This is a genomic window from Bradyrhizobium huanghuaihaiense (assembly GCF_025200885.1).
Taxonomy (GTDB): domain Bacteria; phylum Pseudomonadota; class Alphaproteobacteria; order Rhizobiales; family Xanthobacteraceae; genus Bradyrhizobium; species Bradyrhizobium huanghuaihaiense.
The window spans coordinates 104845-126656 of record NZ_CP104172.1; the positions used below are offsets into that span (position 1 = coordinate 104845).

Here is a 21812-nt window from a genome sequence, read left to right on the forward strand (position 1 = left end):
GAAGCGTGCGGATGACCATTTCCGTGAAAATACCGTGATCTGTCAAGACGCTAAATCAAGGCTGAGCGTCGTGAAAGTGCGTGACAAATGCCGAAAAAGCGGGCTGACCCGGCACTCGCAGTGCGAGAAAAACTTCGGGAACTCGCCCGCCCCAGTCAGTTCGATGCAGCCGGCTGCCACAACGCCAGCATTCCATCCATTCCGAGGCGGTCGACCGCCTGCGCGACGCCGGTTTGCCCGATTTGATGCGCGATCGAGCCCAAACCAAGCGCTTCCAGCGTCACGGCGGCCGCGGTCTTGAGGAACGGCAGATCGCCAAAGCGCGGCTGGAGCTTGTAATCGCGAACGGGAAGACCCTTCTTGACGCCCTTCTGCTCGACCAGCCAGGTCACCGCAGCCTTCTCGTCGCCGATCTGGTCGATCAGCTTGAGATCGATTGCCTGGCGTCCGGTGAAGACGCGGCCGTCAGCCACTTTTTCGAGCTGTGCGTCATCCATGCCACGCCGTTCCTTCACCAGTCCCTTGAACCAGGCGTAGGAGTCCTTCACCAGCGCATCGAGTGCCGCGCGCGCTTCGGGACTTGTCGGCTCGTATCCGTTGGGCGCAGCCTTCAGCGGCGAGGATTTCACCTCTTCGACCTTGACGCCGATAGTCTTCAAGAGCTCGGTGACGTTGGGATATTGGAACAGCACGCCGATCGAGCCGACCAGCGAGCTCTGCTGGGCGATGATGTGATCGCTCGCGATCGCCGTGATGTAGCCGCCGGAGGCGGCGAGACCTTCGACCACGACGACGAGCGGCTTCTTCGCCTTCAGCCGCACGAGCGAGTCATAGAGCTGCTCGGAGCCGGCGGTGGTGCCGCCCGGCGAGTTGATGTGAACGATGACGGCGGCGGCCTGCGAATTCTCCAGCCGCTCCAGCGCTTGCGTGCGATCGGAATCGCTGCGGATCAGTCCCTCGATCTGGACCCGCGCGATCGAGCCGGCGGATGCGAACGTGCCGCGCGCACCGGGTGTGGCGATCAGCGCAAAGCTCGCAATCGCCGCGATCGCGATCAGCGCCGCCACGACGCGCCAGAACGTCAGCTTCCGGCGGATCCTGCGGCGATCGACGATGATGTCCGAATCGAGCGACATCGGAATATCTCCAAATGAAAGGCCAGAGGCGTTGTGCCGTCACAACGTAAGCATTGGCTTGTCTGGATACATCAATTGCGGCGCAATTTGAAGAAATGAAGGCTTGGGGGGGCTTGGGCAGGAGGCCGCCACATATTCAGATGTCGTCCCCGCGAAGGCGGGGACCCATACCCCCAGGGAGAAATTGTCGCGCGAGTTGGCAACCACGAGTCTTCGCCAAACTGGATCCTGTGGTTATGGGTCCCGGGCTCGCGCTTCGCGCGCCCCGGGACGACAGTTGAGTATGCCGCAACAAAAAAGCCCCGGCTTGCGCCGGGGCTTCGATTGCCAGCGAAACGGAAGTTTCGCTTACTTGTTGTCGCGGTTCTTGAGCGCGGTGCCGAGGATGTCGCCGAGCGTCGCACCCGAGTCGGAGGAGCCGTACTGCGCGATGGCTTCCTTCTCTTCGGCGACTTCGAGCGCCTTGATCGACACCTGGACCTTGCGGGCCTTCTTGTCGAACTGGATCACGCGGGCATCGACCTTCTCGCCGACGGCGAAGCGTTCGGCGCGCTGGTCGTTGCGGTCACGGGCGAGCTCCGAGCGCTTGATGAAGGTGGTGAAGTCGGTACCGGCGATCTTCACCTCGATACCGCTCTCCTTCACTTCGAGCACTTCGCAGGTCACGACCGCGCCCTTCTTGACATCGCCCGGCTCGGCGAAGGGGTCGCCTTCGAGCTGCTTGATGCCGAGCGAGATGCGCTCCTTCTCGACGTCCACATCGAGCACCACGGCCTTCACCATGTCGCCCTTCTTGTAGTTGTCGATCACCTGCTCGCCCGGAAGCTTCCAGTCGAGGTCGGAGAGGTGGACCATGCCGTCGACGTCGCCCTCGAGACCCAGGAACAGACCGAACTCGGTCTTGTTCTTGACCTCGCCCTCGACCACCGAACCGGTCGGGTGACCTTCGACGAAGACCTCCCAGGGGTTGCGCATGGTCTGCTTGAGGCCGAGCGAGATGCGGCGCTTGACGGAATCGACTTCCAGCACCTGCACGTCGACTTCCTGCGAGGTCGACACGATCTTGCCGGGGTGCATGTTCTTCTTGGTCCACGACATCTCGGAGACGTGGATCAGGCCTTCGATGCCCGGCTCGAGCTCGACGAACGCACCGTAGTCGGTGATGTTGGTGACGCGGCCGGTGAAGCGGGCACCCAGCGGGTACTTGGCTTCGATGCCCTGCCACGGATCGTCCAGCAGCTGCTTCATGCCCAGCGAGATGCGGTGCGTCTCGTGGTTGATCTTGATGATCTTGACCTTCACGGTCTGGCCGATCGAGAGCACCTCGGTCGGATGGTTGACGCGGCGCCACGCGATGTCGGTGACGTGCAACAGGCCGTCGATGCCGCCAAGGTCAACGAACGCACCATAATCGGTGATGTTCTTGACCACGCCGTCGATCACCTGACCCTCTTCGAGGTTCTGCACCAGCTCCTGACGCTGCTCGGCGCGGGTCTCTTCGAGAACCGTGCGGCGGGACACGACGATGTTGCCGCGGCGGCGGTCCATCTTGAGGATCTGGAACGGCTGCGAGTTGTTCATCAGCGGCGCAACGTCGCGGATCGGACGGATGTCGACCTGCGAGCGCGGCAGGAAGGCCACGGCACCGTCGAGGTCGACGGTGAAGCCGCCCTTGACCTGGTTGAAGATGACGCCGTTGACCTTTTCGTTGTTCTGGAACGCCTTCTCGAGCTTGCCCCAGCTCTCTTCGCGGCGCGCCTTGTCGCGCGACAGCACGGCTTCGCCGAGCGCGTTCTCGATGCGATCGAGGAACACTTCCACCTCGTCGCCGACCTTGATCTCGCTGTCACGGCCGGGGCCGGAAAATTCGCGAAGGGCAACGCGGCCCTCGGTCTTCAGGCCGACGTCGATGACGGCCATGTCCTTTTCAATTGCAACCACCTTGCCCTTGACGACGGAGCTTTCCTGCAGGTTGCCACCTGCGAAGGACTCGTCGAGCATCGCGGCGAAATCGTCGCGCGACGGGCTATAGGTATCAGCAGAAGTCGAAGCCATTTGTTCTCCAGTTGCGGAAGTCTTGCCGGCCGTTGGGTTCACGGGCGCATCGCACGCGCAGTGTCGGAAGGTCCGCAAAACCTTCGAGCGACCGCTCGCTGCTCCGGCCTGAAGGCGGAACAGCGGAAGCGGGCCGGCTGAGGCCCGCGCGTTCGATACGTGAAAATCTTATGTCCGGAGCCTGGATCGCGCCGGCCCCAAAACAGGGACCGGAAGTATCGACCTCAAAGAGCGGGAGCGGGCGCTTCCTCCAATGACGGCTGCGGCTTAACCCCGCGACCGGCCCGCTCGGACGGCCTCGATAATGTCGATGGCGGCCCGGACGCCGCCTTCTATATCCAGTTGGGAGTTATCTAGCAAGTAAGCATCCGGGGCCGGTTTCAAAGGCGCAATCGGCCGGTTCTTGTCGCGTTCGTCGCGCCGGATGATGTCGGCGAGCACGGCTGCCTCATCGGCCTCCTCGCCCCTGGCCTTGGCCTCCATGGTGCGGCGGCGCGCGCGCACCCTGGGGTCGGCCACAACGAAGATCTTCACGTCGGCATGAGGACAGATCACAGTTCCAATATCCCGGCCGTCGAGCACGGCACCGGGCGGATCGGCAGCGAATTGCCGCTGGAAATTGACCAGGACCTCGCGAACCCTGGGGATCGCCGAGACGATCGAGGCGCCCTCGCCGGCCTCCTGGGTCTTCAGGGCGGGATTGCCGAACTTTTCGGGATCGAGCTCCAGGGCGGCCTGCACCGCGGCCACCTCGTCCCGGAGATCATGACCGGACTGCATCAGGGCATAGGCGACCGCGCGATAGATCACGCCGGTATCGAGATGACGATAGCCGTAATGGTGGGCGAGACGCTTGCCGAGCGTCCCCTTGCCCGAGGCCGCGGGCCCGTCGATGGCGATAATCATGAAAACTCGGCCCCTAGCGAACGCATCATCGGAATGAAGTCCGGGAAACTGGTGGCGATGAAGGCGGTGTCGTCGACGGTCACCGGATGATCGGAGGCGCAGCCCATCACCAGCGCCGACATCGCGATGCGATGGTCCATATGGATGGCGACGGTGCCGCCGCCGGGGACATGGCCGCGGCCCTCGACGATCAGATCGTCGCCGGACACCTCGACCTTCACGCCATTGACGCGGAGCATGGCGGCGGTCGCCTCCAGGCGATCGGATTCCTTGACGCGCAGCTCCTGCAGGCCGCGCATGATGGTCGTGCCTTCGGCGAAGGAGGCCGCCACCGCCAGCACCAGATATTCGTCGATCATCGAGGGCGCGCGCTCCGGCGGCACCTCGACGCCGCGCAGTTTTGACGCGCGCACGCGCAAGCGCGCCATCGGCTCGCCGGCATCGCCGCGCACTTCGCTCTCCTCGATGAAGCCGCCCATTTCGCGTAGCGTGGTGAACAGGCCTGTGCGCAGCGGATTGGTCATGACGTCGGACAGCACGATGTCGGAGCCTTCGACGATCAGCGCAGCGACGATCGGGAAGGCGGCCGACGAGGGGTCAGCGGGCACCACGACATTGCCGCCATGCAGCTCGGGCTGGCCGACCAGCGTGATGCGACGGCCGTGCCGGCCTTCCTGCACCGAGGTGATGTCGGCGCCAAAATGCTTCAGCATCAGCTCGGTGTGGTCGCGGCTGGCCTCGCTCTCGACGACAGTGGTCGTGCCCGGCGCGGCGAGGCCCGCCAGCAGCACGGCCGATTTGATCTGGGCCGAGGCGACGGGCGTCTTGTAGGTGATCGGCAGCGGATCGCGCGCGCCCTGGAGGGTCAGCGGCAGACGTCCGCCCTCGCTGCCGGAGACGACCTTCGCGCCCATCTTTTCCAGCGGATCGAGGATCCGGCGCATGGGGCGGCTGCGCAGCGAGGCGTCGCCATCGAACACCGCCGAGATCGGGCAGCCGGCGACGGCGCCCATGACCAGCCGGCAGCCGGTGCCGGAGTTGCCGAAATCCAGCGGCGCCTTGGGCTGGGCGAAGCCTCCGACGCCCACGCCATTGACCTTCCACGCAAAATCACCGGTGCGCTCGACCCTGGCGCCCAGTGCCTGCATCGATTTGGCGGTATTGAGGACGTCCTCACCCTCAAGCAGGCCCGAAATTCTGGTCTCGCCGACCGCGAGCGCGCCCAGGATGAGGGCGCGATGGGAGATCGACTTGTCCCCGGGCACCCGTACTTTCCCGGTCAGGGGGCCGCTGGCGCGAGACTGGAGCGGTCTCGGTTGGTCGGAATGGGTCAAGATTGTGTCCTTGGATAGGCCCTGTGGGCTGGCGCGCAGGTACCACATGGTCTGAGCCCCGTCACGGGCATGTCTTTCTCCCGTAATGCGCTATTGACAGCGGGCCGCCAACTAGCCAAGTGAAGCACCGCTTTTCAGACATTCCCAGGATTCCTGCCGTGGCCAAGTCCGAACTCGGAACCAAACGTATTTGCCCGACCACGGGCAAGAAGTTCTACGACCTCAACAAGAATCCGGTGATCTCGCCCTATACCGGCGAAGTCGTGCCGATCGCGCCGATCGCTCCCGCTCGCGTCCCCCGCGGCGCCGAAGCCCGGCACGCCGCGGCAGCGGATACCGCGCCGGAGCCGGCAGAGGTCGAAGAGGTCTCGCTCGAGGAGGCCGACGCCGAGGAGAACACCGGCAAGGTCAAGGCTGCCGTGCCCGAATCGGAGGACGATATCGAGGTCGACGAGACCCTCGATGACGACGATGACGACGATTCGACCTTCATTGCCGACGAGGAAGAGGGTGATGAGGACGTGACGGACATCATTGGTGATGTCGGAGGTGATGAAGAGACTTGAGATCAGTCCTGATCTGTGAAAAAGGGTGCACCGCGCGAGTCACCAGGCTCGCCGGTCTGTGGGGGATCCTCCGGGATCGTCCCATTTAAGGACTAAGGGGCCATAGCTCAGCTGGGAGAGCGCTTGCATGGCATGCAAGAGGTCGGCGGTTCGATCCCGCCTGGCTCCACCACGCTTCGCCCTTCGGGCTACGCGTGGCGCAGCCGCGCAGAGCCCGAAGGGTGAAGCGTGGTGTCCGGCGAAGCCCGAAGGGCGAAGACGGACTGTTAGACGCTCCCTACCCTGCGCTTTCCTCCGTGCGAGCCCTCGATGTGGTACGTCTACATCATTCGGAGCATCGAGTTCCCAGACCAGAATACATTGGCGCAACGGAGGACCTGAAGCGACGCCTCCCGGAGCACAATGCCGGCAGATCCGCTCACACCGCCAAGTTCAAGCCATGGAAGCTGGTTTGGTACTGCGCTTTCCCTGACAAGATGAAGGCCCTGGCGTTCGAGACATACCTCAAGTCACACTCTGGCCGCGCCTTTTCGAAAAAGCGGCTCTGCTAATCCCCCTACTCCCCGATCACCGCATTCAGCCGGTCGCGCAGCGCGACGATCTCGTCCTTCATCGCCACCAGCTCCGACACCGAGCAGTCCGACGCTGCCAGGATCGACTGCGGCACGCTGCGCGCTTTCTCCTTCAGCGCATGGCCCTGCGACGTCAGCGCGATCAGGACCTGACGCTCGTCCTCGCGCGAGCGGGTGCGCTTGACCAGATGGGCGGCCTCGAGGCGCTTCAGCAGCGGCGTCAACGTGCCCGAATCCAGGAACAGCTTTTCGCCGATCTCCTTGACCGGCACGTCGTCGCGCTCCCACAGCACCAGCATCACCAGATATTGCGGATAGGTCAGGCCGAGCCGGTCGAGCAGCGGCTTGTAGACGCGGTTGAAGGCGTGCGCGGCGGAATAGACCGCGAAGCAGATCTGGTTGTCGAGCCGCTGTGGGTCGAGGGTCGATAGTTTCCGGGCCATGGAGAATCTCACGCGTTTCTCCCATTCTGGGGCCGGCCGGGGGCATATTCAATTGCGAACAATTAAATGTGAGGCATGCCGAATTCGATTGCGCGCAATCTAATTGTCTGCGATAAAGATCGCACCCCAACCCGGAAAGACCCGAGGAGACGAAAATGTCCGTGAACGTCCTCTACAAGACCAGCGCCAAGGCCACCGGCGGCCGCGACGGCCATGCTGCGACCCTCGACGGCGCGCTCGACGTCAAGCTGACCACGCCGAAGGAGCTCGGTGGCGGCGGCGGCGCCGGCAACAATCCCGAGCAGCTGTTTGCGGCCGGTTATGCCGCCTGCTTCATCGGCGCCATGAAGTTCGTGGCCTCGCAGGGCGGCCCGAAGGTTCCGGCCGACGCTTCCGTTACCTCGACGGTCGGCATCGGTCCGCGCTCGGAAGGCGGATTCGGCCTCGATATCGACCTCGCCGTCTCGCTGCCGGGCCTCGCCCGCGCGGAGGCCGAGGCGCTGGTCGCCAAGGCCCACCAGGTGTGCCCGTACTCCAATGCCACGCGCGGCAATGTCGACGTTCGCCTGACGGTCGTCTGATCGGCGGTGCGGATTGGCTGGCCCGGGATCCCCCTCGGGCCGGCCGCTTCCGATTGAATTTGCCATCTCGCGGGACAGACGCGCCGCGGCGCGCATGCGGCTGCACGCGAGGGCCCATTGCTGGCGCAAACAAACCTCGCTAGGCCTGTGATCCAACGATCGACACAGGGGAAGCGAAGGCATGACTGAAGCAGCAACGGGCGCAATGAGCGGACTGCGCGTCATCGATCTCACGCGCGTGCTCGGCGGTCCCTACTGCACCCAGATCCTCGCCGACCATGGCGCCGACGTCATCAAGGTCGAGCCGCCCGCAGGCGACGAGGTGCGCGAATGGGGTCCTCCCTTCCACGAGGAGGACGCGGCCTATTTCGTCGGCATCAACCGCAACAAGCGCTCGATCGGCCTCGACCTCGCCTCCGAGGGCGGCCGAATTGTGCTGCTGAAGATGCTGGAGACGGCCGACGTCCTGATCGAGAATTTCAAGCCGGGCACGCTGGAGAAATGGGGCATCGGTAACGATGTGCTCAGCAAGAAATTCCCGCGCCTCGTGCATTGCCGGATCTGCGGCTTCGGCGCCGACGGGCCGCGCGGCGGCAATCCAGGCTATGACGCCATCATCCAGGCCATGACCGGCATGATCGCGGCGACCGGCTCGCCCGAGAGCGGGCCGATGCGGATCGGCGTGCCGCTGGTCGACATCACCACGGGCCTTTACGCGGCGATCGGCATCCTGATGGCGCTGTCGGAGCGGCAGCGTTCGGGCAAGGGCCAGTTCCTGGAGACCACGCTGTACGAGACCGGCCTCGCCATCATGCATCCGCACACCGCGAACTATTTCATGCATGGCAAGCCGCCCTCGCTCACCGGCAACGAGCATCCGAACCTCGTGCCCTACGCGATCTTCCCGACCAAGACCGACAACATCTTCATCGGCGTCGGCAATGACGGCACCTTCCGCAAGCTCGCCAAGGAGATCGGCAAGCCCGAGCTCGGCACCGATCCGCGCTTTGCCCGCAACAAGGACCGCATCGCCAATCGCGAGGCGCTGCGCGCCGAGCTGGCCGCGGTGTTCAGCCAGCACGAGGCCGAGCCGCTGTGCAATCGCCTGCTTGCCGCAGGGCTCCCGGCAGGTCCGGTGCAGAAGATCGACCAGGCGTTGACGAACCCGCACACCATCGCGCGCGGCGATATTATCGAGAAGGACTGGTACAAGGGCGTGGCCTCGCCGATCCGGCTCGATCGCAGCAAGCCGAGCCTGCGCCGCGTGCCGCCGAAGTTCAGCCAGCACGCAGCCGAAGTGCTGGGCGAGTTCGGCTACTCCAAGTCCGAGATCGACGCGATGGTCGAAAAGGGCACCGTCTGCGGCCCCGAGCGCAAGCGCTAGACGGTGCGCTCCCTCTCCCGCTTGCGGGAGAGGGTTGGGGAGAGGGCTGTCTCCGCAACGGGACACCCCCCCAGAGGATAGAGCCCTCACCCGGATCGCTTCGCGATCCGACCTCTCCCGCAAGCGGGAGAGGTTAAGGAAGACCGGAGCCGATCGTCCGCCTCACATACCCAATGCCGCACTGCGGCGCGCCTGCGCATCTGCAGCGCGAACGGCTGCTTCTGGCCGCGGCGCATTCGCCTATTTGACGGCTTCCCTTTTCCAGCGCTTGCCGCTTTCGTTTCGGCCGCTTACACAGTCATGTGAACGTCATATGGCGCTGCTAGCGCAAGCGCTTCTTTAGTGACGGGCAAGGGAGGTTTTCTTGATGGCTCTTCGACATTTTGGCGCGGCGGCTGCTGTTGCACTCACGGTTGGTCTCGGCGCCTCGCCGGCCCTGGCCGTGACCGAAATCCAGTGGTGGCATGCGATGACCGGCGCCAACAACGACGTCATCGTCAAGCTCGCCAACGACTTCAACGCGTCGCAGACCGACTACAAGGTGATCCCGACCTACAAGGGCAACTACCCCGACACGATGAACGCCGGCATCGCCGCGTTCCGCGCCGGCAACGCCCCGCACATCATGCAGGTGTTCGAAGTCGGCACCGCGACCATGATGGCCGCGACCGGCGCCGTGAAGCCGGTCTACAAGCTGATGGCCGAGACCGGCGAGAAGTTCGATCCGAAGAACTACCTGCCCGCGATCACCGGCTACTACTCGACCTCGAAGGGCGAGATGCTGTCGTTCCCCTTCAACTCGTCGTCGACCGTCATGTGGGTCAACCTCGACGAGCTGAAGAAAGCCAATGTCGAGATCCCCAAGACCTGGCCTGAAGTGTTCGAGGCCGGCAAGAAGCTGAAGGCGGCCGGCCACGACACCTGCGGCTTCTCGGGCTCGTGGGTCACCTGGGTCAATCTCGAGCAGCTCTCGGCCTGGCACAACACGCCGCTCTCCAGCAAGGCCAACGGTCTCGACGGCTTCGACACGGTGCTCGAATTCAACGGCCCGCTCCAGGTCAAGCATCTCGAGAACCTGGTCGAGCTGCAGAAGACCAAGGTCTACGACTATGCCGGCCGCACCAACACCGGCGAAGGCCGCTTCACATCGGGCGAATGCCCGATCTACCTGACCTCCTCGGCGTTCTTCGGCAACGTCAAGGCGCAGGCCAAGTTCAACTTCACCGCGGTGCCGATGCCGTATTATCCGGACGTCAAGGGCGCGCCGCAGAACTCGATCATCGGCGGTGCTTCGCTCTGGGTGATGGGCGGCAAGCCGGCCGACGACTACAAGGGCGTCGCGAAATTCCTGACCTTCCTCTCCGACACCGATCGCCAGGTCTACATCCACAAGGCCTCGGGCTACCTGCCGATCACCAAGGCGGCCTACGCCAAGGCGAAGGAAGAGGGCTTCTACAAGGATCAGCCCTATCTCGAGACCCCGCTGCTCGAGCTGACCAACAAGGAGCCGACCGAGAATTCGCGCGGCCTGCGCCTCGGCAACATGGTTCAGCTGCGTGACGTCTGGTCGGAGGAGATCGAGCAGGCGCTCGCCGGCAAGAAGACCGCCAAGCAAGCGCTCGACGCCGCCGTCGAACGCGGCAACACCATGCTGCGGCAGTTCGAAAAGACCGCCGTGAAGTAAGGCGACTGGCGGCAGGCCGGTCACCCGGCCTGCCGCTTCCGGGGCATCATGCAAAAGCAAGCCATTTTCCAGTCAAAGCTGTTGCCCTACGCGCTGGTTGCGCCGCAGCTCGCGATCGTGCTGATTTTCTTCTATTGGCCGGCGCTGCAGGCGGTGATCCAGTCCTTCCTGCTCCAGGACGCCTTCGGCCTCTCGACGAGCTTCGTCTGGTTCGACAATTACATCGAGCTGTTCAAGGACCCCGCCTATTTCGAAGCGGTCGTCCGCACCTTCTTCTTCTCGTTCGCGATCGCGATCTCGTCGCTTTCCTTTGCGCTGCTGCTCGCCGTGATGGCCGACAAGCCGCTGCGCGGCTCGATGCTCTACCGCACGCTGCTGATCTGGCCCTATGCGGTGGCGCCGCCCGTGGTCGGCGTGCTCTGGATCTTCATGCTGCATCCCTCGCTCGGCGTGATCTCGCGCTACTTGCGCGCCGCCGGCATCGATTGGAATCCGCTGCTCGACGGCAACCAGGCCGCCGGCCTGATCATCCTCGCCGCCGCGTGGAAGCAGATCTCCTACAATTTCCTGTTCTTCCTCGCCGGCCTGCAGGCGATCCCGAAAAGCGTGTTCGAGGCCGCCGCGATCGACGGCGCGCGCCCGATGCGCAGGTTCTGGACCGTGACCTTTCCGCTGCTGTCGCCGACCATCTTCTTCCTCTTGGTCGTCAACATCGTCTACGCCTTCTTCGACACCTTCGGCATCATCGACACCATGACCCGCGGCGGTCCCGGCACCTCGACGGTGACGCTGGTCTACAAGGTCTATTCGGACGGTCTGCTCGGCGGCAATCTCGGCAGCTCGGCGGCGCAATCGGTGGTCCTGATGATCATGGTCATCGTGCTCACCGGCATCCAGTTCCGCTTCGTCGAACGCAAGGTGACGTACTGATGGTCGAGGACGAGGGCATCAGGCGCTACGTCGCCCATTTCATCCTCTGGATCGGAATCGCGATTGTCGCATTCCCGGTCTACATCGCGATCATCGCCTCGACCCAGGACAACGCGCTGATCGCGAACGGGCAAATGTCGCTGCTGCCGGGCGGCCATTTCTTCGAGGTCTACTACCAGACCATCTTCGTCGGCACGAGCGGCTCGACCCGCGAGCCCGTCGGCAACATGATGCTCAACTCGCTGGTGATGGCGCTGGCGATCGCGATCGGCAAGATCGCGATCTCGATCATCTCGGCCTACGCGATCGTGTATTTCCGCTTTCCGTTCCGGATGTCGATCTTCTGGATCATCTTCATCACCCTGATGCTGCCGGTCGAGGTCCGCATCTATCCGACCTACAAGATCGTCGCCGACCTGCACATGCTCGACAGCTATGCGGGCCTCGCGCTGCCGCTGATCGCCTCCGCCACCGCGACGCTGCTGTTTCGCCAGTTCTTCATGACCGTGCCGGACGAGCTGCTCGAGGCCTCGCGCATCGACGGCGCCGGCCCCTTGCGCTTCTTCTGGGATACGCTCTTGCCGCTGTCGCGCACCAACATGGCGGCGCTGTTCGTGATCCTGTTCATCCTCGGCTGGAATCAATATCTCTGGCCGCTGCTCATCACCACCCGCGACGACATGCAGACCATCCAGGTCGGCATCCGCAAGATGATCACCACCACCGACGCGCTGACCGAATGGCCGATCGTGATGGCGACCGCCGTGCTGGCCATGCTGCCGCCTGTGTTCGTCGTCGTCGCCATGCAGAAACTGTTCGTGCGCGGCCTGGTCGAGACGGAAAAGTAACAAGCGAGTTTCTATGGCTAACGTCACCCTGCGCAACGTCCGCAAGACCTACACCGGCGGCTTCGAGGCCATCAAAGGCGTCAACGTCGATGTCGCCGACGGGCAGTTCTGCGTGCTGGTCGGCCCCTCCGGCTGCGGCAAGTCCACGCTGCTGCGCATGGTCGCGGGTCTCGAGACCGTCACCGGCGGCGAGATCGACATTGGCGGGCGCGTCGTCAACCAGATCGAGCCCGCCGATCGCGACATCGCGATGGTGTTCCAGAACTACGCGCTCTATCCGCATATGAGCGTCTACAACAACATGGCCTACGGCCTGCGCAACCGCGGCATGGCGGAGGCCGAGGTCAAGACCCGCGTCGAGGAAGCCGCGCGCGTGCTCGAGCTCGCGCCGATGCTGCAACGCAAGCCGCGCCAGCTCTCCGGCGGCCAGCGCCAGCGCGTCGCCATGGGCCGCGCCATCGTGCGCCAGCCGAAGGTGTTTCTGTTCGACGAGCCGCTCTCCAACCTCGACGCAAAGCTGCGCATCGCCATGCGCGTCGAGATCCGCAAATTGCAGCGCCGGCTGAACACGACGTCGATCTACGTCACGCATGACCAGCTGGAGGCGATGACGCTCGCCGACGTCCTCGTCGTGATGAACGGCGGCCAGGTCGAGCAGGTCGGCAATCCCCTCGCAATCTACGAGAAGCCGGCAACCACTTTTGTGGCCTCCTTCATCGGCGCGCCGCCGATGAATTTGATGTCGACGCGCCCGGACGAGATCAAGTCGCAGCTGGACGGCGCCGCTGGCGAAGCCGGCATCGTCGGCATCCGCCCGGAGGATTTTGTCATCACCGACCAGACGCCCGCCGGCGGCGTGGCCTTGCCGCTGACCGTGGAGGCCATCGAGCGCGTCGGCGCCGAGACCTTCGTCTACGGCTCCCGCGAGCAGGAAGACCAGCGCGTCGCCGCCACCCCGGGCGAGCTGCCGCCCGGCGAGGTCATCGTCCGCATCCCCGGAACCGAGGCCCCCGCCATCGGCCAGAAGATCCGCGTCGCCGCGGTACGCCAAAAGCTGCATTTGTTCAGCGGCGACGGGCGGCAGCGCATCGAGGTCTGAGCCGTTCCGGCGCCCTGCTCAATCAAAAAAGCACGAAAACAACCCCATGCACAGTAGAAGGGGGTCTGTTTTCATTGAGATAAATCGCCCCACAAATTCGTCATGCCTGCGCGTCTCGGCGCCATGACGAATTGTAAACATTTTGTGCGATGGCAGAGCGTGTGGGCGCCAGACGTGGCCATCCACAGCCCCCCGCTACGTCCTTGAACCCACAACCGGATATGCCCATATTGCTGACCAAGGGGCGCCTTGATCGGGCCCCGAAACACCAAAGTCGCTTCGAGAGGACTTTGTAAACTATGTCTCGTGTTCCCACGTTATCCAGTCCGTTCCTGCTGGGCTTCGACGAGATCGAGCGCGTGCTCGACCGCGTCGTCAAAGGCGCCGACGGCTACCCTCCCTACAATATCGAGAGGTGTGACCGATCGGACGGCCAGCCCGAGCGGTTGCGCATCACGCTGGCGGTCGCCGGATTCACCCGCGACCAACTCGATGTAACCATTGAGGAAAACCAGCTGGTGATCCGCGGACGGCAGCAGGACGACAAGACCCGGCAATACATCCATCGCGGCATCGCCGCGCGCCACTTCCAGCGCACCTTCGTGCTGGCGGAGGGGATGCTGGTGCTGGGTGCGGATCTGAAGAACGGGCTGTTGTCGGTCGATCTCGCCCGGCCTGAACCGGAGAGGATCGTTAAGACAATCGCTATCAATGAGCACGAATAATGGAACGAGTAGCGGACTCGACCGCTTAGTGTTCCAGAGGAGTCGAGACCATGAGTGAAGGTCACGTTGCGTTCGAATACGAAGCCAAGAATGTCTCTCCGGAGACGCTGGCAACCCTCGGCGAAGGCCATATCGCCTATGTGAAGCAGATCCGTTCCGAGGACGTGCCGGACCTGTTTCCCGAGGCGCCCAAGATCGCGCCGGGCCTCAAGCTCTTCGCGCTCCACGCCGCCGACGGCACGCCGATCATGCTGACCGACAGCCGGGAAGCCGCGGTCGCCAACGCCTGGAGCAACGAGCTGCAAGCGGTGAGCGTGCACTGAGCACAAGCGCGTCGCACGAATAGGGTTTCAAACGGGCATGCCTTCACGCGAAGACGTGCCCGTTTTCATTTGAGAGGTGATGTTTTCGCGTCGCCATCGCCAGCCAATGGGAATTCGGCGATGTCCCCGCCCGCTTGCGGGGGCGGCCTTGGCTCTTGCGCGCAGGAGACCGTCATCAATCCGTGATTTGACATTTCGTTCGTATCTGTCAAATCTGACAAAATGCAGGCCAAGGCCCCTCCCCAGGACCGGATCCTCGACGCCGCCATGCGCGTGTTCCGGCGCCACGGCTTCCGCCGCTCCTCGATCGAGCAGGCGGCGGAGGAAGCCGGACTGACGCGGCAGGCGCTCTATCATCACTTCGCCTCCAAGGAGGCGCTGTTTCGCGCCGTGCTCGAGCGGCTCTACGAGCAGGGGCTCGCTGCCGAAATCGCGGCGGCGAAGGCGGCGGAAGAAGCGGGCCTCGAGCTTGCCGACATCCTGGTCGCCGAGATCGGCGCGCGAATGCAGTCGCTGCTCGCTTCGCTCAAGGACTCGCCCCATATCGAGGAGCTGTTTTCCGAGCACCTCGCGCAGGCGCGCGACCTCTACCAGAGCTATTCCAATCGTTTCGCCGACGAGATCGCAACCACGATCGCGCGGGTGTGCCGCAAGCGAAAGCTCACGCTCGAAAGCGGCGTCAGCGTGCGCGAGCTCGCGCGCTGCGTCGAGATGGCGATCCACGGCACCAAATCCGCTTTCCCTTCCATGCAGCCGATCGACGCGTTCCTGAAACAGCTCGAGACCATGCTGCGCATGCTGATCGCCGGCGCGATGGCGCCGTCCGGAAAGAAGTCCCTACGCAAAACGGGAGTTCGAGAATGACCACCACGACCATCAATGGACGGCCTCTGGTGCTACCCGACGATCCGGATGCGCTCTTGATCGACGTGATCCGCGATGGCGGCCTCACCGGCACCAAACTCGTCTGCGGCTCCGGCGTCTGCGGCGCCTGCACCGTGCTGCTCGACGGCACGCCCGTCGTGAGCTGCCTGTTGCCGGCGCAGGCGGCCGCCGACAAATCGCTGACGACCATCGAGGGCGTCGGAGCAGCCGGATTGCATCCGGTGCAGAATGCGTTCATGGCGCACGACGCCCTGCAATGCGGCTTCTGCACGCCCGGCTTTGTCGTCGAAGCCACCGCCTTCCATGACAGCTGGCGCGCGACCAAGGGCGCGGCGACACCCTCGCGCGAGGAGATCGCCGCCGCGCTATCGGGACATCTCTGCCGCTGCGGCGCCTATGAAGGCATCTATCGCGCCGTCGCCGAAGCATGCTCGGGCCGCTTCGACGGCAACGATCCCATCGCGCCGCGGCTGGAAGCCCGCGACAAGGTGACGGGACTGGCCCGCTACACAGTCGACATCCACCATGACGGCCAGCTCGAAGGCGTCATCCTGCGCGCGCACGTCGCGCATGCGAGGATCACCGGGCTTGATCTGGCGCCGGCGCGCGCCATTGCCGGTGTTGCCGCGGTCGTTCCGCTGCTCGACGATGACAACATGGTCCGCTTCGTGGGCGCACCGATTGCAGCCGTCGCGGCCAAGGATCGCCGCACCGCACTGAAGGCAATTGCCGCGATCAGCTTCAAGCCCGAGCCTTTGCCCGCAGTGATCGGGCTCGATGCAGCGCGACGCGACGATGCGCCAGTCGTGTTCGAAAAGAAGGACCGCAAGCGTCCCGGCAACGTGTCCGAGGGCGCCGGCGGCGCTCCGGTGTCGTGGAAGGGCAATGTGCGCGGGCCTTCGGCGCCGTTCTCGCAAAAAGCCAAGCAGGCCAAGAGCTGGCTTGACGAGGCGCGCCAGCAACGCAATCCGCTGCTGGTAGAGGAAACTTTCCGCGTCTCGACGCAACAGCACGCAAGCCTCGAACCACATGCCGCCGTGGCCAGGTTCGATGGCGATCAGCTCACCGTGCACATCTCGACCCAGGCCATTCACGAGAGCATGGAGAAGATCGCCAAGCGTTATGGCCTTCCGCACGACAAGGTGCGTGTGATCGCCGATCATGTCGGCGGCGGGTTCGGCTCCAAGGGCAGCGTTGGGCTGGAGACCATCGCCGCAATCGAGCTTGCGCGCGCCGCGGAGGCGCCGGTGCGTGTCGCCTTCGATCGTGAAGAGGAGCTTTCCGTCGCCGGCTATCGTCCGGCCGCCGAGCTGAAGCTGTCCTTGCTGCCTTCGGCGGAAGGCCGCCTCAAGGCGCTGTCGCTCACCGCCCATGCCGATACCGGCGCCGCCGTGAACTCGCTGATCGCCGGCCTGGCGCGGCTGATCTATCCGGCCGAAGCAAAAGAGCTCGTCGACTTCGACGTGCTCAGCAATTTGCCGCCCGGCGCGCCGTTCCGCGGCCCCGGCGGTCCGCCGATGTCGTTTGCGCTGGAGCAGGCGGTCGACGAAGCGGCGCTGCGCATGAAGGTCGATCCGATCCAGTTGCGCAAGCGCTGGGATACTGATCCCAACCGCCAGCGGCTTTACGACTGGGCTGCCGGCCTCGACGTCTGGAAAAATCGCAAGCCGGCCGCCTCGCAGACCGGCCGCTACCGGCGCGGCGTCGGCGTCGCCACCGGCTACTGGCTCTATCTCTGGCAGACCGGCTCCTCGGTCGAACTCGCGGTCAAGGGCGGCCGCATCGTCGCAAGCTGCGCGGTCCAGGATATCGGCACGGGCACGCGCAGCGTGATCGCGAACACCGTCGCGAAGGCGTTCGATCTCGAGCCGCAGGATGTGGAAGTTCGCATCGGCCGCTCCAACCTGCCGCCCGGACCGGGCTCCGGCGGCAGCCGCGTCACCGCCTCGGTGGTGCCGCCGACTTTACTCGCCATCGACAAGCTGAAAACGGAAATCAAGCGCACCGCGTCTCGCACACCTGCTCCGGGCTCGAACGCGCCGTGGCGCGAGATGATCGCGGCGTCTCCCGACATCGCCGTGTCGGCGAGACGCCAGGAGGACGGCAAGCCGCCGCCCGGCGTGAGGCCCGCGCTGCACGAGGCGGGCATCATGGGCCGGGTGTTCGGTTGGGTGCTGCGTCTGATGAACCACATGGTGGTCGGCGCCGGCGTGCCGAGCTCGGTGCAGGTGATGGAAGTCGAGGTCGATACCTGGCTCGGCCATGTTCGCGTGCTCAACGCCTATACGGGCCTTGCTATCGGCAAGCTCGCGGCGCCGACGCTGGCGCGAAGCCAAGCCGCAGGCGCGGTGATCCAGGGCATCGGCTACGCACTCTATGAGGCGCGGGAGACCGATCCTCTCAGCGGCCACATCCTGAGCGGCAGCATGGAGGATTACCGCATTCCGGGGATTGCCGACATGCCGAAACTGGACGTGCATTTCGACGAGGCCGGTTTCGAGCATGTGCCGGGCGGCAGCGTCGGCATCGGCGAAGTCGCGACCGTGCCGACCTCGCCCGCGATCGCCAACGCCATTCGCGATGCGATCGGCGTGAGACTGACTGAAATTCCGTTCCGGCCCGATCGTCTGGTGGCCGCGCTGAAAGGGAGGGATGCAGCATGAGCGTCGCCGTCATGACCGCCAAGCCCGCGCCCGAATTCCGCGCCGGAGGCACCGACCTCAGCGAACGACGCCGCAGCGGCGTGTCGCAGGGAATGCTGATCGATATCTCGGGCAGCGGCAACAAGGCGATCACCTGGGACGCCGACGGAGCAGCCCAGATCGGCGCGCTGACCACCATCGCCACGATCGCGACGGACGCGCGCATCGCCGCCGCCTATCCCGGTATTGGGGCGAGCGCGCAAGGCCTCGCCACGCCACAGGTGCGCCAGGTTGCAACGCTCGGCGGCAATCTCGCGCAGCGTTCACGCTGCTGGTATTTCCGCCGGGCCGACATCGATTGCCTGAAGAAAGGCGGCAGCACCTGCCCTGCCCGGTCTGGCAATCATCTCTATGGCGTCGCCTTCGATCTTGGCCCGTGCGTCGCGCCGCATCCCTCAACCATGGCGGCGGCCCTGCTCGCCTATGATGCGACCATCGCCACGAACCGGCGTAGCGGACTCTCGATCACGGATCTGCTCGGCGATGGCTCGGTCTCGCACGCCGACCATACACTCGCCGCAGGCGAGATGATCAAGAGCATTGCGCTTCCTGCTCCGCTTGAGCGTGAGCGTGCGTCCTACAAGCGCGCGGTCAGCCGGACCTATGCGGAATGGCCGCTGGTGGAGCTCTGCGCCCGCGTTGTGATCGCCGGCGGCAAGTTCCAGCTCGTGCGTCTCGCTGCAGGCGGCGTCGCGCCCGTGCCGCTTCGCCTCACCGCGGTGGAAGTCCAGCTCAGTGGCAAGATTGCCAATGCGGCATCGATCGCAGAAGCGGCGAAAGCGGCGAGCTGGGGTGCCAAACCATTGCCGATGACGGCCTACAAGCTCGATCTTCTGCAAGGGCTGGTGCGCGACGTGCTGGAGCGGCTTTCGGACTAACTAACCACCTGAGCGATCCGCCAGCCGCGCACGGATATCCGGCTTCAGCACCTTGCCGACCTTGGAGCGCGGAAGATCGTCCCAGACTTCGATCTGCTTCGGCGTCTTGACGCTGCCGATCCGCTGCTTGACGAAGGCTGCCAGCGCCGTCGCATCGACGCGCTGGCCGGCGCGGGGCTGGACTACGGCGACGATTCGCTCACCCCATTTCTCGTCCGCCAGCCCGATCACGGCGCAATCCTGCACCGCCTCATGCGCCCGCAGCGCGTTCTCGACCTCGATCGAGTAGACGTTGAACCCGCCGGTGATGATCATGTCCTTGGCGCGATCGACGATATAGAGGTAGCCGTCGTCGTCGATGTAGCCGATGTCTCCGGTGTGGTGCCAGCCATGCGCGTAGGCCTCCGCCGTGGCCTCGGGATTTTTGTAATAGCCTTCCATCACCAGCGAGCCGCGGACCACGATCTCGCCGCGTGCGCCGGTCGGCAGCAAATTGCCGTCGCCATCCATGATGCCGGCCTGCACCAGCGGACTGATCCGCCCGGCCGAAGCGAGGCGCTCCATCGCGATCGTGCCGTCGGCATTGTAGTGCTCGCTAGGTGCCATCATCGAGATCATCATCGGCGCTTCGGTCTGGCCGAACAACTGCGCCATTGGCCCGATACGCTGGAGCGCCTCCGCAAGCCGCGCGGCCGAGATCGGCGCAGCGCCGTACCAGAAGCATTGCAACGACCCGAGCTTCGCGGAGTCGAGCTTGGGATGATCGAGCAGCATGTAGATCACGGTCGGCGGCAGGAATGTGTGCGTGACGCGGTAGCGCTCGATCAGATCGAGGAATTCGGCGATGTCGGGGTGATGCATGATCACGATGCGACCGCCGAGTGCCATGATCGGGAAACACAGCACGCCGGCCGCGTGGGTCAACGGCGCGAGCGCGAGATAGACCGGACGGCCCTTGAAGGGATAGCCCATCAGCGTCAGTGCCGTCATGGCCTCGATGTTGCGGCCCGACAGCATGACCCCCTTCGGCTTTCCGGTGGTGCCGCCGGTGCCGGGAATCATCGCGAGATCGTCGACCGTCTCGCGTTGATAGGGGTCGTCGGCGAGGCCGGCGAGCCAGCTGTCGAACGAGGGCGCGAAGGGTAACTCGGCATCGAGGCAGACGAGACCGCGCAACTTCGGCAGCTCTGCACGCACCGCCTCGACCATCGGCGCGAAGCTTGAATGAAACAGCAGCAGGCTGCAGTCGAATTGGTCGAGGATGACCCGGTTTTCAGCCGCCTCGTTGCGCGGATTGATCGGGCACCAGACCGAGCCGGCGCGGGAAATGCCGAACACGCAGGCAAACGCGACCGGATCGTTGCCGGAGAGGATTGCGACCTTCTCGCCGGCAGCAATTCCCGATCGCGCGAGCCCGCGCGCGACCCGGTAGGTCAGCCGCTGCACCTCGCGATAGCTGAGATCGCGCCCGTCCATGGTCAGGCACGGCGCGTCAGCACCGAGCGATGCGCCTTTGTCGAGGTAATCGATGAAGCGCATGATCAATCCCCAAAACCAGCTCGCGGGCGACGCGCGACCACGCAACCCGCGATTTTTGTCAGTCGTGCACGGTGAGGATCGGCTTGCTGACCAGCCCGAAGCTGCGCAGCTGGCCGAGCAGTTCGTGGTGACCGAATGCCTGGCAGCCGGAGGCGAAGCCCACGCGCCTGGGCGGCTGCTGCAGCAGGTGCGCCGCGGCGTAGGCCTGCAGCAAGCCGGTCTGCTTGTAGTTGCTGTTGCCGTTGATGACGCAGTGCGCGCGCCCCAGCGGGCCGGAGGCATGCACCGAATCCATCGACTTGTTGACACGCGGGTTCTCGCGCGGCGGCATGGTGTTCATCACACCGGCGGCGGTCTGCGCCAACGCGGCGTAGCGGTCGTCGGGGTTCATGTCCTTGGTCGCCTCCAGCGCGGCGGCGACGATCTGCGGCACGCCCAGCATCAGCGCGCGGTTGAACACACCGCCCAGCACCTTCACGTTGGCCACGCGCGGATCGCGCTTGAACCACACCGGGTGCGAGGTGCCGCCCCAGGGCAGCGCCAGCGCCAGCTCGTGCTGGCCGGGGATGGCGAGGTTGTAGAGGCCGGCATCGGGCTGATGCTCGACATACTTGTTCTGCTCCAGATAGTAGGCCTTAGCCATCGCGGCATTGACCAGGATGGTCTGCGTCGAGGCGATGGTCGGGCTGCCGCCCCAGAACACGGCGATATCAAGCGTGTCGAGGCCGGGCGTCTCCAGGCAGAGCTGGGCGGCGATCTCGCCGGTGGTGTACATCTGCGCGATGCCCGGCGCCAGCAGCAGGCCGGCATTGGCGAACTTCGTGCCCCACTCCTGTTCGAGCGTGATCAGCCAGTCCTGCTCGCCTGTCGTGTCGGTGTAGTGGCATCTGGAAGCCCAACAGGCTTGCACCACCTCGCCGCCGAACTTGGCGAACGGGCCTACTGTGTTGAGCACCACTGAGGCGCCGTTGAACAACTCCGTCAGCGCGCTCACAGTGTGCGGCACTTCCACCACCTCGAAGTCGGCGGTCTCGATGCCGGCCACGTTCGCCTTCATTGCGGCGTTGAGCTTCTCGGCGCTGCGGCCGGCGGCGATGAACGGGATGTTGTACTCACGCAGATATTCGCAGACCAGGCGGCCGGTGTAGCCGGACGCGCCATAGACGATGACGGGCTTCTTCGCACTCATAGCGTTCCTCCGAAATGTTTGTTGTCAGGTTCT

Annotated in this window: 19 protein-coding genes, 1 tRNA gene and 1 pseudogene; 14 read left to right on the forward strand and 7 right to left on the reverse strand. The window is 64.6% G+C overall.

Going from position 1 to position 21812, the window contains the following annotated elements:
- Positions 1-155 precede the first annotated feature (155 nt).
- From sppA to aroA, 4 genes are all read right to left on the reverse strand, one after another.
- A complete protein-coding gene (sppA, locus tag N2603_RS00445; protein ID WP_018644152.1) occupies positions 156-1136 on the reverse strand; it encodes a signal peptide peptidase SppA in 981 nt (326 codons plus the stop codon).
- A gap of 348 nt (positions 1137-1484) precedes the next feature.
- Complete coding sequence (rpsA, locus tag N2603_RS00450) at positions 1485-3191, reverse strand: 30S ribosomal protein S1 (protein WP_026312314.1); 1707 nt, start codon at positions 3189-3191, stop codon at positions 1485-1487.
- Between the two features lie 267 nt (positions 3192-3458).
- On the reverse strand, positions 3459-4097 hold the full coding sequence (gene cmk, locus N2603_RS00455; protein WP_260387292.1) for a (d)CMP kinase: 639 nt from the start codon (positions 4095-4097) through the stop codon (positions 3459-3461).
- Positions 4094-5431, reverse strand: a complete 1338-nt coding sequence (gene aroA / locus N2603_RS00460) for a 3-phosphoshikimate 1-carboxyvinyltransferase (protein WP_260387293.1) — start codon at positions 5429-5431, stop codon at positions 4094-4096. The genes cmk and aroA overlap by 4 nt, the downstream gene beginning before the upstream one ends.
- 158 nt (positions 5432-5589) lie before the next feature.
- Between aroA and N2603_RS00465 the strand changes: the two genes are divergently transcribed.
- From N2603_RS00465 to N2603_RS00475, 3 genes and pseudogenes are all read left to right on the forward strand, one after another.
- On the forward strand, positions 5590-5997 hold the full coding sequence (locus N2603_RS00465; RefSeq protein WP_018645073.1) for a TIGR02300 family protein: 408 nt from the start codon (positions 5590-5592) through the stop codon (positions 5995-5997).
- A 96-nt stretch (positions 5998-6093) separates the two neighbouring features.
- A tRNA-Ala gene (locus N2603_RS00470) sits at positions 6094-6169 on the forward strand.
- 137 nt (positions 6170-6306) lie between these two features.
- Positions 6307-6548: pseudogene (locus N2603_RS00475) on the forward strand (GIY-YIG nuclease family protein).
- 5 nt (positions 6549-6553) lie between these two features.
- Here the strand turns inward: N2603_RS00475 and N2603_RS00480 are convergent.
- Positions 6554-7012 (reverse strand): MarR family winged helix-turn-helix transcriptional regulator, encoded by a 459-nt coding sequence (locus N2603_RS00480; RefSeq protein WP_026312312.1) that lies wholly within the window; start codon positions 7010-7012, stop codon positions 6554-6556.
- Between the two features lie 155 nt (positions 7013-7167).
- Here N2603_RS00480 and N2603_RS00485 point away from each other — a divergent pair, with 155 nt between their 5' ends.
- From N2603_RS00485 to N2603_RS00535, 11 genes are all read left to right on the forward strand, one after another.
- Entirely contained in the window at positions 7168-7593 is a 426-nt protein-coding gene (locus tag N2603_RS00485) for an organic hydroperoxide resistance protein (RefSeq protein WP_018645071.1), read from the forward strand.
- Between the two features lie 181 nt (positions 7594-7774).
- Positions 7775-8977 (forward strand): CaiB/BaiF CoA transferase family protein, encoded by a 1203-nt coding sequence (locus N2603_RS00490; protein ID WP_018645070.1) that lies wholly within the window; start codon positions 7775-7777, stop codon positions 8975-8977.
- 367 nt (positions 8978-9344) lie between these two features.
- Positions 9345-10661, forward strand: coding sequence for a sn-glycerol-3-phosphate ABC transporter substrate-binding protein UgpB (gene ugpB, locus N2603_RS00495; RefSeq protein ID WP_260387294.1), 1317 nt, complete (start codon positions 9345-9347; stop codon positions 10659-10661).
- A 48-nt stretch (positions 10662-10709) separates the two neighbouring features.
- Complete coding sequence (gene ugpA / locus N2603_RS00500) at positions 10710-11591, forward strand: sn-glycerol-3-phosphate ABC transporter permease UgpA (protein WP_018645068.1); 882 nt, start codon at positions 10710-10712, stop codon at positions 11589-11591.
- Entirely contained in the window at positions 11591-12439 is an 849-nt protein-coding gene (gene ugpE, locus N2603_RS00505; RefSeq protein WP_018645067.1) for a sn-glycerol-3-phosphate ABC transporter permease UgpE, read from the forward strand. The genes ugpA and ugpE overlap by 1 nt, the downstream gene beginning before the upstream one ends.
- 13 nt (positions 12440-12452) lie before the next feature.
- Positions 12453-13538: a sn-glycerol-3-phosphate import ATP-binding protein UgpC gene (locus tag N2603_RS00510; RefSeq protein ID WP_260387295.1), complete on the forward strand. Its 1086-nt coding sequence runs from the start codon at positions 12453-12455 to the stop codon at positions 13536-13538.
- Positions 13539-13837: 299 nt separating this feature from the next.
- A complete protein-coding gene (locus tag N2603_RS00515) occupies positions 13838-14263 on the forward strand; it encodes an Hsp20 family protein (protein WP_014438749.1) in 426 nt (141 codons plus the stop codon).
- Between the two features lie 50 nt (positions 14264-14313).
- On the forward strand, positions 14314-14586 hold the full coding sequence (locus N2603_RS00520; protein WP_018645064.1) for a BQ00720 family protein: 273 nt from the start codon (positions 14314-14316) through the stop codon (positions 14584-14586).
- A 222-nt stretch (positions 14587-14808) separates the two neighbouring features.
- Complete coding sequence (locus tag N2603_RS00525) at positions 14809-15450, forward strand: TetR/AcrR family transcriptional regulator (RefSeq protein ID WP_018645063.1); 642 nt, start codon at positions 14809-14811, stop codon at positions 15448-15450.
- A complete protein-coding gene (locus N2603_RS00530) occupies positions 15447-18134 on the forward strand; it encodes a molybdopterin-dependent oxidoreductase (protein ID WP_260387296.1) in 2688 nt (895 codons plus the stop codon). The genes N2603_RS00525 and N2603_RS00530 overlap by 4 nt, the downstream gene beginning before the upstream one ends.
- Positions 18131-19051 (forward strand): FAD binding domain-containing protein, encoded by a 921-nt coding sequence (locus tag N2603_RS00535; RefSeq protein ID WP_260387297.1) that lies wholly within the window; start codon positions 18131-18133, stop codon positions 19049-19051. The genes N2603_RS00530 and N2603_RS00535 overlap by 4 nt, the downstream gene beginning before the upstream one ends.
- Here N2603_RS00535 and N2603_RS00540 read toward each other — a convergent pair whose 3' ends face one another.
- Together N2603_RS00540 and N2603_RS00545 are read right to left on the reverse strand one after the other, a co-directional pair.
- A complete protein-coding gene (locus tag N2603_RS00540; RefSeq protein WP_260387298.1) occupies positions 19052-20590 on the reverse strand; it encodes an AMP-binding protein in 1539 nt (512 codons plus the stop codon).
- A 58-nt stretch (positions 20591-20648) separates the two neighbouring features.
- Positions 20649-21779: a DUF5938 domain-containing protein gene (locus N2603_RS00545; protein WP_260387299.1), complete on the reverse strand. Its 1131-nt coding sequence runs from the start codon at positions 21777-21779 to the stop codon at positions 20649-20651.
- Positions 21780-21812 lie beyond the last annotated feature (33 nt).

Coding starts and splice junctions, on each gene's coding strand:
- N2603_RS00485 (WP_018645071.1), top strand. CDS start 7,168: ATGTCCGTGAACGTCCTCTACAAGACCAGCGCCAAGGCCACCGGCGGC.
- N2603_RS00545 (WP_260387299.1), bottom strand. CDS start 21,779: ATGAGTGCGAAGAAGCCCGTCATCGTCTATGGCGCGTCCGGCTACACC.
- rpsA (WP_026312314.1), bottom strand. CDS start 3,191: ATGGCTTCGACTTCTGCTGATACCTATAGCCCGTCGCGCGACGATTTC.
- N2603_RS00525 (WP_018645063.1), top strand. CDS start 14,809: ATGCAGGCCAAGGCCCCTCCCCAGGACCGGATCCTCGACGCCGCCATG.
- sppA (WP_018644152.1), bottom strand. CDS start 1,136: ATGTCGCTCGATTCGGACATCATCGTCGATCGCCGCAGGATCCGCCGG.
- ugpA (WP_018645068.1), top strand. CDS start 10,710: ATGCAAAAGCAAGCCATTTTCCAGTCAAAGCTGTTGCCCTACGCGCTG.
- N2603_RS00510 (WP_260387295.1), top strand. CDS start 12,453: ATGGCTAACGTCACCCTGCGCAACGTCCGCAAGACCTACACCGGCGGC.
- N2603_RS00515 (WP_014438749.1), top strand. CDS start 13,838: ATGTCTCGTGTTCCCACGTTATCCAGTCCGTTCCTGCTGGGCTTCGAC.
- N2603_RS00535 (WP_260387297.1), top strand. CDS start 18,131: ATGAGCGTCGCCGTCATGACCGCCAAGCCCGCGCCCGAATTCCGCGCC.
- ugpE (WP_018645067.1), top strand. CDS start 11,591: ATGGTCGAGGACGAGGGCATCAGGCGCTACGTCGCCCATTTCATCCTC.
- ugpB (WP_260387294.1), top strand. CDS start 9,345: ATGGCTCTTCGACATTTTGGCGCGGCGGCTGCTGTTGCACTCACGGTT.
- N2603_RS00520 (WP_018645064.1), top strand. CDS start 14,314: ATGAGTGAAGGTCACGTTGCGTTCGAATACGAAGCCAAGAATGTCTCT.
- N2603_RS00540 (WP_260387298.1), bottom strand. CDS start 20,590: ATGCGCTTCATCGATTACCTCGACAAAGGCGCATCGCTCGGTGCTGAC.
- cmk (WP_260387292.1), bottom strand. CDS start 4,097: ATGATTATCGCCATCGACGGGCCCGCGGCCTCGGGCAAGGGGACGCTC.
- N2603_RS00530 (WP_260387296.1), top strand. CDS start 15,447: ATGACCACCACGACCATCAATGGACGGCCTCTGGTGCTACCCGACGAT.
- N2603_RS00490 (WP_018645070.1), top strand. CDS start 7,775: ATGACTGAAGCAGCAACGGGCGCAATGAGCGGACTGCGCGTCATCGAT.
- N2603_RS00480 (WP_026312312.1), bottom strand. CDS start 7,012: ATGGCCCGGAAACTATCGACCCTCGACCCACAGCGGCTCGACAACCAG.